Source organism: Yersinia sp. 2466 StPb PI (assembly GCF_041538325.1).
GTDB lineage: Bacteria > Pseudomonadota > Gammaproteobacteria > Enterobacterales > Enterobacteriaceae > Yersinia > Yersinia enterocolitica_E.
Genome location: NZ_JAULSL010000001.1, coordinates 4,417,836 through 4,434,117, shown reverse-complemented (window position 1 = coordinate 4,434,117; position 16,282 = coordinate 4,417,836). Strand labels below are relative to the sequence as shown.

The following is a 16,282-nucleotide window of genomic DNA, read 5'->3' as shown; positions in this document are numbered from 1 at the left end:
TGAATAATAAGGAATATCGCCATGACTACCTCTCGTACTCAACAAATTCAGCAGTTGGAACAGGAATGGACATCGCCGCGCTGGAAAGGTATCACCCGACCATATAGCGCAGAAGAAGTGATTAAACTGCGCGGTTCAGTAAATCCTGAATGCACGCTGGCGCAGCACGGAGCACATAAACTGTGGGAATTACTGCATGGTGGTGCGCGCAAAGGGTATATCAACTGTCTCGGTGCGTTAACCGGTGGTCAGGCTCTGCAACAAGCGAAAGCCGGTGTTGAGGCAATTTATCTGTCGGGCTGGCAGGTTGCCGCCGATGCGAATACTGCCTCTAGCATGTATCCCGATCAGTCGTTATATCCAGTCGACTCGGTCCCTGCGGTGGTTAAAAGAATTAATAATAGCTTCCGCCGCGCGGATCAGATTCAGTGGTCGAATAATATTGAACCGGGTAGCAAAGGGTATACCGACTATTTCCTGCCGATTGTGGCTGATGCTGAAGCCGGTTTTGGTGGTGTGCTGAATGCTTTTGAATTGATGAAAGCTATGATTGAAGCTGGCGCGGCGGGGGTGCATTTTGAAGACCAACTGGCTGCGGTGAAGAAATGTGGTCATATGGGCGGTAAGGTGTTGGTGCCGACTCAAGAAGCGATTCAAAAATTGGTTGCTGCCCGTTTAGCCGCCGATGTTCTGGGTGTGCCAACCTTGTTGATTGCCCGTACTGATGCTGATGCGGCTGATTTACTGACTTCTGATTGCGACCCATATGACAGTGAATTCGTGACCGGCGAGCGCACAGCCGAAGGCTTCTTCCGCACACATGCCGGTATTGAGCAAGCGATCAGCCGTGGTTTGGCTTATGCCCCTTATGCTGATTTGGTCTGGTGTGAAACCTCTACGCCGGACCTGGAACTGGCTAAACGCTTCGCGCAGGCGATTCATGCGAAATTCCCTGGTAAATTATTGGCTTATAACTGCTCGCCATCATTTAACTGGAAAAAGAATCTGACCGACCAGCAGATTGCCAGCTTCCAGGATGATCTGTCGGCGATGGGTTACAAATACCAGTTTATTACCCTTGCAGGCATCCACAGCATGTGGTTCAACATGTTTGATTTAGCCCATGCTTATGCGCAGGGCGAAGGCATGAAGCACTATGTTGAGAAAGTGCAGCAGCCAGAATTTGCATCAGCTGAGCGCGGTTATACCTTTGCATCCCATCAGCAAGAAGTGGGTACGGGCTACTTTGATAAAGTCACCAATATCATTCAGGGTGGCGAATCATCGGTGACGGCATTGACTGGCTCGACGGAAGAACAGCAATTCTAAATGCGGTTTGATTGAACGCGAGTCTTTCAGGAGCCTGCATATGCAGGCTCTGTTCCGTATGGCGGGGGTGAGTATGGCGGTAAAACTGGAACGATTAATCGCTCAGACAATCTTGCAGGGCTTCGATGCACAATATGGTCGCTTTCTAGAGGTTACTGCCAGCGCTCAACACCGTTTTGAGCAGGCGGACTGGCATGCCGTTCAGCAGGCGATGAAGAAGCGTATTCACCTCTATGACCACCATGTCGGTCTGGTGGTTGAGCAACTAAAGCACATCACCGATCAGCGCTGTTTTGATGCAGAATTTCTGGCACGGGTAAAAGAGATCTACACCGAGTTGTTGCCGGATTACCCGCGTTTTGAAATTGCGGAGAGTTTTTTTAATTCTGTTTACTGCCGCTTGTTTAAGCACCGTGATTTAACGCCGGATAAGCTGTTTGTTTTCAGCTCGCAACCGGAGCGGCGCTTTCGTGAGATCCCCCGCCCGTTAGCGCGCGATTTTTCCCCAAAAGGGGATCTGAGTGGCATGTTGCAGATGGTTCTTAGTGATTTGCCGCTACGTTTGCCGTGGGAAGATCTGCCGCGTGATATCGGCTATATCACAGAGGCTCTTCGGCAAGCATTCCCTGATGAGCAACTGATAGGCGCACGGTTTCAAATCGCTAATGAACTGTTTTATCGCAATAAAGCGGCTTGGTTAGTCGGTAAGTTGCGGTTGGCTGAAGGGGTTTATCCCTTCCTGCTCCCCATCCATCACAATGAATCTGGCGCCCTATTTATTGATACTTGCCTCACCGGTAAAGCGGAGGCCAGCATTGTGTTCGGTTTTGCTCGCTCTTACTTTATGGTTTATGCCCCGCTGCCAGCGGCAATGGTGGAATGGCTACGGGAAATATTACCGGGTAAATCGACAGCTGAGCTGTATATGGCAATTGGTTGCCAGAAACACGGCAAAACTGAAAGTTATCGTGAATACCTCACCTTTGTTCATCAATCCAGTGAACAGTTTATTATCGCCCCAGGGGTTAAAGGCATGGTGATGCTGGTGTTTACCCTACCGTCATTTGATCGGGTATTTAAGGTCATTAAGGATCAGTTTGCGCCGCAAAAAGAGGTCAGCCAGGCACGAGTTTTAGAGTGCTATCAATTGGTTAAAGAGCATGACCGCGTCGGGCGCATGGCGGATACTCAAGAGTATGAGAATTTTGTTATTGATAAGCAGCGGATAAGCCCGGAGTTACTGGCCGAACTACAACGGGAAGTGCCGGAAAAGTTAGAAGATTTAGGCGACCAAATCATTATTAAGCATCTCTATATGGAGCGGCGGATGACGCCATTGAACCTTTATATGGAGCAGGCCAATGATCAGCAACTAAAGGATGCTATCGAGGAGTATGGTAATGCCATTAAGCAGTTGGCTGCGGCAAATATCTTCCCCGGTGATATGTTATTTAAGAACTTTGGTGTGACCCGCCATGGTCGCGTGGTGTTCTATGATTACGATGAAATTTGCTATATGACAGAGGTGAATTTCCGCGATATTCCGCCAGCGCGCTACCCGGAAGATGAGATGGCCAGCGAGCCGTGGTATAGCGTATCGCCCAATGATGTATTCCCTGAAGAGTTTCGTCATTTCTTATGCACTGATCTGAAAATACGGCATTTTTTTGAGGAGATGCACAGCGACCTGTTTCACGCCAGCTATTGGCGTGGGTTGCAGCAGCGTATTAAGGACGGGCATGTGGAGGATGTTTTTGCCTATCGCCGTAAGCAGCGCTTCTCCCAGCGGACGTTAAATTAACGGCTACTGCGCGTGCGGATTTTGGGTTTGCGCTGTGCTCGAACTCCTCACGTATTACATATACGCTCCGGGTTCTGCGCGCAGGGCGTACCCAAACTCCTTTCGCTCGCTACGCCTTGATTGAATACAAGCGCGTAAGCGACCGGAGCGCCCCGAGGCGCGGTAAACCCGTTGATCATTGCGCTTAATCTACGGCGTCTTTACCATCTGCCTGTTCTCACCGAACGAAAAAGTTTTTATGCATTCGATTTTTTAACTAATTACGATTCCCGCCACCATAGGATTGAGTGATTTCTTTCGCAGCATGAATAACCAGTGCGCCAAGTTCGGTGACGCGGTCGTCGGTAATGCGTGATACCGGGCCGGAGATAGAGATTGCGGCAAAGGCTTCATGGTGTTCATCGAACAGACAAGCGGCGATACAACGCAAGCCGAGGGCATGTTCTTCATCATCAAATGAATAACCTTGCTTGCGAGTCAGTGCCAGATTCTCTTTCAGGCTGGCTGGATTGGTACGGGTATGTTGGGTATATGCGTGCAGCCCTTTCTTATGTAACAACTGCACTAATTGATCATCTGTCAGGGTAGAGAGAAAGGCTTTACCCGCACCGGAAGCATGCATTGGCAGTTTGCCACCAATGGGGGCTGACATGCGCATTAGCGCAGTACATTGTACTTGATCGATAATAATGGCCTGGTAGTCGCTATGGTCGAGTACCGCCAGGTTGACGGTTTCGCCTGATTCATCCATCAAACGGCGTAGCATCGGATGCACCATGGCCAGCAAATTGCGGCTTTGCAGGAAGCTACTGCCGACAATAAAGGCGTGAGCCCCCATGGTCCAAAGCCCTAAATCCCCCACCTGACGGACAAAACCTTGCTGTTGCATGGTTGTCAGCAGGCGATGAGTGGTAGAATTCGGCAACCCCGCCTGTTGTGCTAAATCCGTCAGGGCGACACTGCCTTGTGATTCGGAAATATATTCCAGTAATTTAAGCCCGCGCGTTAATGACTGAACCTGACCGGTTGCTGTCGGGGTGGTTTGTGCAGCTGCCTTGGGTTTTTTCCCCCGTTTAATCGGAATCGGTAACGCCATAAATCCACCTCTCATCTATTTTTATGGAATTCATTTTCGTTTTTCAATTATGCATGCAAACGATAGAAAACGCTCATCCGATGAGTCGGTTTCTCTACCTGAAAAAGTCTCAACTGCTAGCGGACTCATTACATTGATAACTTGTGCTAGGATGACAGACGGGTTTATACCCGTCATCTTTCAAGATGCAGGGTTGTTGGCTGCCGTCACTCACCCAAGTCATTGAGTTATCTCAACTCCTTGGGTTCATTTCGTTGCCGCCGACCTGCAACTCGAAATCTATTGGGTATATAGGGATGAATTTTTCAGCATGTCTGATACAAATAAACAACCAAGATGCGTCGGGTAATGGCAAAGCAACAGGGTAAAGAGGCGACAGACAGTGGTGGACACAGTATTAAACAATAAGGTTAAGCAATTGCATCAGCAACTGGCACAACGGATCCTGGTGCTGGACGGTGGTATGGGCACGATGATCCAGAGCTATCGGCTGGAAGAGGCTGATTATCGTGGAGCGCGCTTTGCTGATTGGCCAAGTGATCTGAAAGGCAACAACGACTTATTGGTGCTATCTAAACCGGAAGTCATTATCGCCATTCACAATGCCTACCTTGAAGCGGGCGCTGATATTCTCGAAACCAATACATTTAACTCCACCACCATTGCGATGGCGGATTATCAGATGGAGTCGCTGTCAGCCGAAATTAACTATGAAGCTGCTCGGTTGGCTCGGATTTGCGCTGATGAATGGACCGCCCGTACCCCAGAAAAGCCGCGCTATGTTGCCGGGGTTCTTGGCCCGACCAACCGTACCGCGTCGATCTCGCCTAAAGTTAATGATCCGGCGTTCCGTAATGTCAGTTTTGATCAGTTGGTTGAGGCTTATCGGGAGTCTACCCGCGCCTTGATTGAAGGTGGTGTTGATCTGATTATGATCGAGACGGTCTTCGATACCCTTAATGCGAAAGCGGCTACCTTTGCTGTTGAGTCTGAATTTGAAGCCATGGGTGTGCTGTTGCCGGTGATGATTTCCGGCACTATTACCGATGCCTCGGGCCGGACATTATCAGGCCAAACCACAGAAGCTTTTTATAACTCGCTGCGCCACGTTAAACCGCTCTCTTTTGGCCTGAACTGCGCGTTGGGGCCGGATGAATTACGTCAATATGTGGCGGAGTTATCCCGTATCTCTGAATATTATGTCAGTGCGCACCCGAATGCCGGTTTGCCTAATGCTTTTGGTGAATACGATCTGGAAGCCAAAGAGATGGCCGAACAGATTGGTGAGTGGGCACGGGCTGGATTTTTGAATATTGTCGGTGGTTGTTGTGGTACCACACCACGACATATTGCGGCGATGGTTAAAGCCGTCGCTGGCGTCACTCCGCGCCCGTTGCCGGATATTGCAGTGGCTTGCCGTCTGGCTGGTCTGGAACCGCTGACTATCGATGCTAACTCGCTATTTGTTAACGTCGGCGAGCGCACCAACGTCACCGGTTCGGCTCGTTTTAAGCGGCTGATAAAAGAAGATAAATATGATGAAGCGCTGGATGTAGCCCGCCAACAGGTTGAAAGCGGCGCGCAGATCATCGATATCAATATGGATGAGGGGATGTTGGACGCAGAAGCCGCGATGGTGCGCTTCCTCAATCTGATTGCCGGTGAGCCAGATATCGCCCGGGTGCCAATCATGATCGACTCCTCTAAGTGGGATGTGATCGAAAAAGGCCTGAAATGTATTCAAGGCAAAGGAATTGTTAACTCTATTTCGATGAAAGAGGGCGAAGCTGCCTTTATCCATCACGCTAAGCTGGTGCGCCGTTATGGTGCTGCCATGGTTGTGATGGCATTTGATGAAACCGGGCAGGCGGATACCCGTGCGCGTAAAATCGAAATCTGTCGCCGCGCTTATAAGATATTGACCGAAACTGTCGGCTTCCCGCCGGAAGACATCATCTTCGATCCCAATATTTTCGCCGTGGCGACGGGGATTGAAGAGCATAACAACTATGCGGTCGACTTTATTGAGGCATGCGCCGATATCAAAGCCGAGCTCCCTCATGCCATGATTTCAGGTGGTGTCTCCAACGTCTCCTTCTCATTCCGCGGTAATGATCCGGTACGTGAGGCGATCCATGCTGTTTTCCTCTATTACGCTATCCGTAATGGCATGGATATGGGGATCGTCAACGCTGGCCAACTGGCGATCTATGATGATCTGTCGGATGAGCTGCGTGATGCGGTGGAAGATGTGATCCTTAATCGCCGTAGCGACAGCACTGAGCGGTTGTTGGATCTGGCCGAAAAATATCGCAGCAGCAAAAGTGGTGAAGTGGCAATTCAACAAGCGGAGTGGCGTGGCTGGGATGTAAAAAAACGGCTGGAATATTCACTGGTTAAAGGCATCACTGAGTTTATCGAGCTGGATACCGAAGAAGCCCGTCAGCAGGCTGAGCGGCCAATCGAGGTTATCGAAGGGCCATTGATGGCCGGGATGAATGTGGTTGGTGACCTGTTCGGTGAAGGGAAAATGTTCCTGCCACAAGTGGTAAAATCTGCCCGAGTGATGAAACAGGCAGTAGCCTATCTCGAACCTTATATTGAAGCCAGTAAGCAGAAAGGCACTACCGCGGGCAAAATCCTGCTGGCAACGGTTAAAGGTGATGTGCACGATATCGGCAAAAACATTGTGGGTGTGGTTTTACAGTGTAATAACTATGAGATCATCGATCTGGGTGTGATGGTGCCGACCGAAAAAATCCTGCGCACGGCGCGGGAGGAAAAGGTCGATATCATCGGCTTGTCCGGCCTGATAACCCCGTCGCTGGATGAAATGGTTAACGTTGCCAAAGAGATGGAGCGACAGGGTTTTACCTTGCCGTTATTGATTGGCGGCGCGACCACCTCGAAAGCCCATACCGCGGTTAAAATCGAACAGAACTACAGTGGTTCCACCACTTACGTCTCCAATGCCTCACGCAGCGTTGGCGTGGTTTCAGCGTTGTTATCTGACACGCAGCGTGATGATTTCGTAGCAAAAACGCGCAAAGAATATGAAACCGTCCGTATTCAGCATGCACGTAAAAAACCGCGAACTCCGCCGGTCAGTTTACAAATCGCGCGGGATAACCAAACCGTAATCGATTGGGAAAGTTATACGCCGCCAGTTGCCCATAAATTAGGTGTGCAGCCTGTCGAGGCCAGTATCGAAACTCTGCGCAATTATATCGACTGGACGCCATTCTTTATGACCTGGTCGTTGGCGGGTAAATACCCACGTATTTTGGAAGATGAGGTGGTCGGCGAAGAGGCTAAACGCCTATTTGCCGATGCCAATGAACTGCTGGATAAATTGTCGGCAGAAAACTTGCTGCATCCGAAAGGCGTGGTGGGGATATTCCCAGCTAACAGCGTTGGCGATGATATCGAAGTTTATCGCGATGAGCGGCGTGAGGATGTGCTGGTGGTCAGCCATCATCTGCGCCAACAAACCGAGAAGACCGACTTCCCGAACTATTGCCTGGCAGATTATGTTGCACCTAAATCTAGTGGCAAGATTGATTACTACGGAGCATTTGCTGTCACTGGTGGCTTGGAAGAAGATGCCTTGGCCGAGGCTTATGATGCTCAGCATGATGATTACAATAAAATCATGATTAAGGCCTTGTCAGACCGTCTGGCAGAAGCTTTTGCAGAATATCTGCATGAGCGGGTACGTAAGGTGTATTGGGGCTTTGCACCGAATGAAAACCTGAGCAACGAGGAATTGGTGCGCGAGAACTACCAAGGGATTCGCCCAGCACCGGGGTATCCGGCTTGCCCGGAACATACTGAAAAAGGCCAAATCTGGCAGTTGCTGGATGTAGAAACTCACACTGGCATGAAGTTGACCGAATCCTACGCCATGTGGCCGGGTGCCTCGGTATCAGGCTGGTATTTCAGCCATCCAGACAGTAAATACTTTGCGGTGGCACAGATTCAGCGTGATCAGGTGGAAGATTATGCCGCCCGTAAGGGGATGCCGGTAGCGGAGGTTGAGCGCTGGTTAGCCCCGAACTTGGGTTATGATGCCGACTGATAGTTAAGTTAGTTGTTAAGTAAAATGAAAGGAGATAGCAGTGATGACTATCTCCTTTTTTAATGCTCTTTAACCAAGTGGTTTGCGCGCTTTAGCCTCGCATCACACCGGCTACGGCATTTTTCTGTTCGGAGCCACCATGAGCGCCTAGCAGCGGTGTTTTGCCTTCCATCATTTCACTGACGCCACCACCAATTATCTCGGTAACTTTAGACGATGCATTTACTCTCGCTCCGCCCTGGGTGTGTTTGCCGTTGATATCCTGTAATTCCAGACCATTGGTTTGTAAGTTTACATCGCTGTCTCTATTGGTTATTTTTCCACCGATTAGTTCAGTTTTACCGGCTACGTTCAAATTAACTGACTGTGTACCGCTAATGGCTGATTGTTCTTCAACCGCTTTATTTTCAACGACTTCCACTTCAACTTTAGCTTTGCCGCTGCCACCTTTGACTTGTTCATCCTGAACATTACTTTTGATTTTTTTGCCTGCTGCTTTGGCACCTTTCTGCCACCATTTATCTTCGGTTTCTGCTTCTTCCTTAGACTCGGTTAGCGTTTCATTGCTCCCCTTTTTGGTATAGCTGAGGGGTTGTACGTTATCTTCTTCTTTAGAACCAAAGTAGCTTGAAACTTGGTCATATTGCTTTTTAACTTTATCGAATAACTTATTGGATTTAGTGGTCAGGGTTTTTTTCACTTTATCCGAGCCGATTGGGGTCGCATCGGCTACCTGATTAATCATACTGTCTTGTTTCTCGTTACTGTGATTGAAACTCAAGCCAGTGTTGACATTAACTTCCTGTCGGACATCTTCACGGCTTTGCACTTTCAAGTTACCGCCGATAGTGCCAGTAATATCATTAGCTTTGAGCATAGCACCCGCCAGAGCAGTGTCTTTGACGCTATTCAGGGCGATATTGTTGCTATTGATATGGGTGTTTTGTTGCATTACAGCATTCAGTTTTTCAACACCGACATCCAATTTAGCGCTGATATTATGGAGTTTTTCGCTACTTTGCTTGTCGACCACCCCTTTATCATCTTTATTGAAAGAGCTATTTTGGTTGCCATTGGCGCCGGCTGTGAAGTTCCAGTTGTTTTTGTGTTCCTGGTCTTGTGCTGACTCCAGCATGATGCCGCCATTATCTGCCGTCAGTGTGGTTTGCTGGCTGGTGATATTGGCATTTTGCATATGGATGGCTTGGTTATCGTGACCGCCAGCTTTAATGTTGACTGCGCCATTGCTGTTAATCACACTGCCTTGATGTTTGGTGGCTGACTCGTCTTTATTAGCAACGTTAACTTCTGCGCCTGCCTTTATCCCTTTACCATTTTTATCGGTACCACTGCTTGTACTCATACCCGCATTGGCACTGGCTGACCAGGTCATATCCTGCTTCGACCCCTGTGATTGCGCGGCCAGAATATCGACTTTGCCACCGGCTGCCAGCAGAATATCACCGGTAGCTTGTTCTTTACTGCCGAACGAGGTGCCGGTGAGTGTCAAATCTTTCCCTGCATTCAGCTCAATACCTTGCTGGCCTTGCAGATGACTGACTTGGGCAACGGAGGTACTGCTTTGCCCCTTACTGTTACCGCCACCTAAACCGGCACCGAAGTTTTTACTGCCGACGTTAGTACCAAGGTTCGCTTTGGCATTAGCCTCAACGTTATTATGGTTTTCACTGGTGTGGTTAGTGACTTGATCAAAAACAATATTACCGCCTGCGCTAACCGTAGTTTTGCCACTACCTGCATTGATATTTGTGCCTTGATAGCTCGCATCCTGTTTCACATTGATATTGACACCATTTGCTGCGTTCATGCTACCAACTTGCGCAATTTCACCTTTTATATGCTGATCTGTCGATCCCCCTTTGCCCTTACCATCAAGGGTAATGTCTTTGCCTGTAGAGGTGTAAACTCGAATATCTGCTTCGCCGAAGGTTTCTGTAACATGTTGGTCAACACGATTAACGGTAGCTTCAAAGGTATGACGCGATGCATCCAGCGTAATGGCTCCTTTGTCCGCTTGATATTTTGTGCCTTGATCTTTGACTTCGCCGTTGGCATTGAGCGCGATGTTACCGCCTTTGATTGATGTTACGACAGATTGGTTACTGTTGAGGTGGGTCTCTTTGGTTCCACCTTTAGCCGCAAGATCTATCCCAGCGTTAGGCGCGCCCACTTCGCCTACCGCTTCAACCATGCCGCCAATATCCAGTTTTTGCCCATCGGCTATCACTTTTTCAACCGGGCGGGTCACTTCGCCATAAGCAATATTGGCCTCATAACCGACATCAACCTTGGTGGTTTTGGTATGCGTTTTTTCACTATTCTCAGCGGCCAGATTATGGATATTATTGCCCTGAGCCTGATAAGCGCCACCGACGTTATGGTCCGTTCCCTGATTGGTGACGTCTTGTGTTGCGGTGATATTCAGATTACCCGCTACCTGTGAACCCGAGACCACGGAGGTTGATTTGTCAGTGCTGGTTTGGGTATCTTCGTAGCCTACGTTTACACCACTGCCGGCTTTATCCATGCCGCCGGTGTAGTGGAAATCAACCCCAACGGTTTCTTTGGTTTTATTGCTGGAGAGAGTGTCTTGCGTAGCGACAAATGAAACATTTTCGCCTTTAATTTCTGCATCGCCTTTGGTGGCAGTGATGTTAGAGCCGATAAATGTGATGTCTTTTTGGGCGTCCAGTTTGACTGTGCCACCTTGCAGTGACGCAGCGTGATTTTTGATGCTGTCAGTTTTTTCGCTCTCACTGCTGTGATTCAGTTTCAAACCTGCCTGGTATTGGTTGTTACCATCATCGCTGGTAAAGCCCGAGATAGTAAGTTTGCTTTTCTGCTCATCAATTTTCTGTTGGGCTTGAGCGGCTTTAACATTAACTTCACCTAGCGTTTCAATACCCAGTTCACCGGCACTTGCTACCATACTGCCAATAACATCAACATTATCTTTACTGATTATTTTGAGATTAGCATCTGACGCTAATTCGCTGCCGATAACTTTTTCATCGCTATTATTGGCTTTATGGGAACTGCCAGTAATATTAAAGGCGACACCGGTACGCTCATCAATTTTAGTGGTGGTGGTACTAATGGCGTTATCAATCTTAATGCCGCCTTGATCTGCCTGAATATAACCATCTTTGGTACCTTTGACTTGACTGCCGGTAATGGAAACACCTTTATTACCTATAACTAGAATTGTTCCATCAGCGATTATTTCAGAACGGTGATTGGTTTCTGCATTCTTATTGTTGTTATTATGATCGATACCCCCTAGCCCTAAATTTTGTTCATTTTTACCATTTGTTGTTTTCTGATTTTTGGTCTTTTCCACATCAATCTTGACTTCATTGGCATTGATTAATAAATCGCCGCCAGCTGATGCCTTAACACCATTGCCGGTAATTTTTCCTTCTGCCGTTAAACCCAAATTCCCATCGGCTTGTAGCATGGTTTTATTGAGTGTTTGAGTGTTTTCTTTATTGTCCCAAGATTTATCCTCTCTCATTTGCACATAGTTATGGCCTTTTTCATGCTTTGAGCTTTGTTCAATCTGGCCTTTGAGTTGTAAATCTTTTTCCGCTTTGACTGAAAGATTATCGCCTGCCCTTACAGAAGAGCTTGATAATTTTATATCCCCTTTGGTTGATTTAAGAAAGATGTTATTCTCCGCAATAATAGTGGTTCCAATAACTGTTTGTTGTTGGTTTTTATTATCTTCAGATTTGCTCCAGTTATGTAGCCCCCACCCACCCTTTTCTGAATAGCCATTGGCCTGTGTATTAGTGAGTTTCTCTGTATCCAGTTTAATATCCCCACCTTGAATAGTGATGTTTTTACCATCAATGATGGCGGCACTAAGATGATTTTTTTTCTTGGCAATAATTGAAATATTTGCGCCTTTAATTTTGGTGCGTTTGAGTGTCTGTGTTGTCGAACCGCCAGAAGATGATTCAATAATATCGCCTGAAGTAAAGATATCACCGGCGCTGACTGTGATATCTTTACCGCTTAAGTTGGCGGGGGTCGGGTTATAATTCAAATTTGGATCGGAATCAACATCAAGATTCAATCTTCCCGGTGTTAAAATTTCTATCGAGTCACGGGCAGAATACCCACTTGACATATTTACCCCATTACCTTCTGCGGTGTTAACAATACGAATTCTATTGGCCTGCATACCACCAAATATTTTACTGTCGTATGCTGAATCCACATATTTTTGTGATTCTAATATCTCCCCGTCAACGCTAACTTTATTTTGCCCGAGGATGATGTTAATGCTCTCTCTGGAGTCTACAGCTCCCAGCATATTAATACGTGGCGCAATTAAGTCTATTGGCCCAACTGTTGATATATAACCTGTTATATTTAATAAATTGGTGTTATTGCGAGTATCAAAGCCTTGTAAATTACCTTGATCTACTAGCGGATTACCGACTACCAGTGAGTTTCGATTGGTATTAATAAAACCACAGCTATTACAGGTAATTCCATTAGGGTTAGCCAGAATATAGTCAGCTGCCATGCCAAAGACTTCCTGCTTACCTAATAATAATGAAGGGTTACGGCTGATAACCTCATTCAAAATAATACTGGCTGCTTGACCATTTAAGTTCTGGTTGGCAGATAATTGCCCGGCAAGTTGTGATTGACCGGTACTGAGAGAGTTATTAAGCACGGCTCCCGCTTTGTTAACGTTAAATTCATTATATTGGTTATGTGATAACCCCGATGCTGAGGGTTTTACGATATCGATGACTGGGACGCCATTTACCGTATTAATTGCTGGATTGTGGGCAGGATCACCGGCACCGACAATCCCAGCAGCATAACAGGTGGCCACTGATACTGAAATAATAGCAACGGCTGCCGCCAGCTTTCCTGCCGGGGAGAGCTTGAACTTATTTTGTTTCATTTTTACTTCTCCATTTTTGTCATATAGTTTGGTATTGATAAAAATTGGCTTTCGCTGGCAGCGGATTAATTAAAAGGAATAAGAGAAGCGCGCCAGAATCTGAGTAGGGTCTTTATTCTCTGTTTTACCGGACAATAAGTGGCCACGGCTGGCTTCAATATCCAGTTTGATATCGCGGTAACTGAGATTGATGCCGGCACTTAACCCCATAGCACTGCTCCAGCCTGGCGATGATTGTTGTATACGACCCACATCTGCCCCTAACCGCGGGGTTAGGGTGGTGTTGCCGAGTGTAAAGTTGCGCGACAAGGTATTCTGGAGATACCAGCCTCGATCCGCCGATAAGGTATTGCGACTAAAGCCACGAATAGCGTTGCTGTCGGTGACGCTCAACCATTCAACGCCCGGTAATCGGTCACGGGTGTATTGGCCATAGAACTGATTGCTAAACAGATAGAAATCATCAAACAGTTTGAAATATTGATTGGAAGTCACAGCGGCTTTAGCTTTGGTGAATTGGCTGTCTTGATAGCTGGCTGATATGTTTTGATCTGCACCCAATAAGGATAATCCCTGTTCAATGCTGACATTCACATTGAATATGCCGGTGGGCAGGATGTGCAGATGATTAATACCTAATTCAAATACCGTCAGTGTCGGGCTGCTGACGGCGATTTTCTGTTCGTTAAAGTAGTTTTCAGCCTGTTTATAGGTTAGTTGTGCGCTTAAGCCATTAATTTGGTCTTGGTCGCGATAGAAAACATAATCGGTGCGTAAGCCATGCTGCTGGGTTTTACCTTGTAGTTCGATGGTATTGAATTGTAACTGCACCGGATAAAGGTATTCGGAATAACTGCCAAACCCACTAAAGGTCAATGCGCCATAAGGAACGGAATAAAACAGTGAATAGGCGCGGCTATGGTTTTTCTGTGGATTATCGGTGGTACTGCTGATATTTAAGCTGAGAGAATCTGATAACCCAAGGGGGTTATCGAAAGAAAATGCATTGCGGCTTAACCATTTACCGGTACTTTTATTACCATAATTATCCAGGGATGTTGTCAGATGCCAGGGTTTTGACCGGATATTACTCAATCTGAGAATTGAGCCGCCCGCCTCTTTTCCTGGTAAAATATCAACAGTTATTTTATTGGAGGGTAAACGGTTAGCTTGATCGAGCCCTTGGTCGAGTTGTTTAATATTTAATGGTTCCCCGATCATATTGGGGAAAACATTTTCACCGTTTAATTCTGGGTCAACACTTTCGATGCTCTCAATAAAACCTTCAGTTACATCGAAACCCAATTCGCCCTCGTTATCGGGAGGAATAAACTGGACGCGGGCGGTAATATAACCTTTGTTAAGATAAAGTTGAGTGAGTTCACGCGCCAACAGATTAATGTTTTCGCTACCAATACATTGCTCCGGTATTGGGCTTAAAGTCTCTAAATCCGCCTCAGTCAATAAGGTAATACCCTGAATATAGACGCCGCTAATGGGAAGACATTGCGCGTTATCATCTAATTCAGGTGCACTATTTTCGGGCGTTTCTATCTCTGCCTCAGGCTGTTTAACATGAGGCAGACGACGCTCTTCTATTAAGTGATTAATTTCAGTGCTGCTGTTCTGTAAGTTCTGGCGTGACTCATTGATCGGAGAGGGAATATCTACCCCCGGAGTCATGTTAGCGTGAGCGCCCGTGCTCAATAAAAAACATAATGCGGTACGTTTTTTTATCATGATGTTTGTGGGGGGAATTTCCTGGGTATAACGCGATGAGTGGACCCAGTCCTTTCCGTCCTTGAGTCAAATTTACGGGCAGCACTATTACCGTCCCTAAAGAGTAGAGACGGCGGATTGAGGATAATAATTAAGGAATATTCAGAGAGAAGGGAAAGATAATAATTTTTTAATATTAAGCGGTTATTGAGTGACTGTTTTCAGAATTATTTTAAATATTATCAGGGTAATGCTGGGTGTTATTGATGTTGTTTTTCTGTCTAAAGCGGGGAATAAAAAGAAACAGAAAAATTGAAAATGCCCGAATGGTTCGGGCATTTATACTCTTTGGTATTACTTTTTATCTTTCTCTACTGGTTTACCTGACCAGTAGCCCGCCAGTAGTGAACCGGAGAGGTTATGCCAGACCGAGAACAATGCGCCGGGTAGGGCAGCCAGTGGCGAGAAGTAAATTTTACCCAACGTAGCCGCGAGTCCTGAGTTTTGCATACCGACTTCAATGGCCAGTGTGCGGCAGGTAGATTCATCAAAGCCGAACAGTTTCCCGCCCCAGTAACCACTTAACAGGCCAATACCGTTATGCAGGATAACCGCAATAATCACCACGAAACCCACTGAAGCGATATGACTCTGGCTACCGGCGACCACGCCACTAATGATAGCGACAATACAGACCATCGACATCGCCGGTAGATAAGGCTCAATGCGTTTCACCGTTTTAGTAAAGGTGTGATGGATAATCAGCCCTGCGCTAATAGGGATGACCACGATTTGCAGAATACTTTTCAGCATTCCCACGACGTCAACACTGATGGTGGCGTCGACATATAAACGGGTCAGTAATGGCGTGGCAAAAACCCCCACCAGGGTAGAAACCGCAGAGATGGTCACTGATAACGCGACATCTCCTTTGGCCAGATAAATCATCACATTAGATGCTGTCCCACTGGCAACGCTGCCTACCAGTACCATACCGGCAGACAAGTCCGGTGGCATACGGAATAGTATCGCCAGAATCCAGGCAGTGAGCGGCATAATCAGATAATGCAGGAAAGTTGCCGCGGCTACCGGTGCTGGGCGCGAGAGTACACGCTTGAAATCATCCAGCCGCAGAGTGACCCCCATAGCAAACATGATCAACATTAGTAACGGGGCGACATAAGGCCCGATACCGATAAAGGTGGTCGGGCGGAAATAGGCCGCGACTGACAGCAGCAGCGCCCACAGCGGGAACAGCCGGGTGATTTTTACTAACATGAAGCGAAAGTCCTTAGTCGTCAGTGTCAGATATAA

General features: G+C 47.3%; 7 protein-coding genes. 3 read left to right on the top strand and 4 right to left on the bottom strand.

Translation table 11 applies throughout. From position 1 onward, the window contains the following. The first annotated feature begins 21 nt into the window (after window positions 1-21). A complete protein-coding gene (gene aceA / locus Q2T72_RS20000; RefSeq protein WP_083162083.1) occupies window positions 22-1,329 on the top strand; it encodes an isocitrate lyase in 1,308 nt (435 codons plus the stop codon). 73 nt (window positions 1,330-1,402) lie between these two features. After that, entirely contained in the window at window positions 1,403-3,130 is a 1,728-nt protein-coding gene (gene aceK / locus Q2T72_RS19995; RefSeq protein ID WP_083164023.1) for a bifunctional isocitrate dehydrogenase kinase/phosphatase, read from the top strand. Window positions 3,131-3,386: 256 nt separating this feature from the next. Here aceK and iclR read toward each other — a convergent pair whose 3' ends face one another. After that, window positions 3,387-4,226, bottom strand: a complete 840-nt coding sequence (iclR, locus tag Q2T72_RS19990) for a glyoxylate bypass operon transcriptional repressor IclR (protein WP_083162085.1) — start codon at window positions 4,224-4,226, stop codon at window positions 3,387-3,389. 382 nt (window positions 4,227-4,608) lie between these two features. Here iclR and metH point away from each other — a divergent pair, with 382 nt between their 5' ends. Next, entirely contained in the window at window positions 4,609-8,304 is a 3,696-nt protein-coding gene (metH, locus tag Q2T72_RS19985; protein WP_372569727.1) for a methionine synthase, read from the top strand. A gap of 91 nt (window positions 8,305-8,395) precedes the next feature. Here the strand turns inward: metH and Q2T72_RS19980 are convergent, their stop codons facing one another. The 3 genes from Q2T72_RS19980 to panS form a co-directional block, all read right to left on the bottom strand. Then, the gene (locus tag Q2T72_RS19980) at window positions 8,396-13,249 is read right to left on the bottom strand and encodes a hemagglutinin repeat-containing protein (protein WP_372569726.1); all 4,854 of its coding nucleotides are present in this window, start codon (window positions 13,247-13,249) and stop codon (window positions 8,396-8,398) included. Between the two features lie 69 nt (window positions 13,250-13,318). After that, window positions 13,319-14,989 carry a ShlB/FhaC/HecB family hemolysin secretion/activation protein gene (locus Q2T72_RS19975; protein WP_083162091.1) on the bottom strand — a complete coding sequence of 557 codons (1,671 nt, stop codon included), beginning with the start codon at window positions 14,987-14,989 and terminating at the stop codon, window positions 13,319-13,321. Window positions 14,990-15,322: 333 nt separating this feature from the next. Continuing rightward, complete coding sequence (gene panS, locus Q2T72_RS19970; protein WP_083162093.1) at window positions 15,323-16,246, bottom strand: ketopantoate/pantoate/pantothenate transporter PanS; 924 nt, start codon at window positions 16,244-16,246, stop codon at window positions 15,323-15,325. Between the last annotated feature and the right edge of the window lie 36 nt (window positions 16,247-16,282).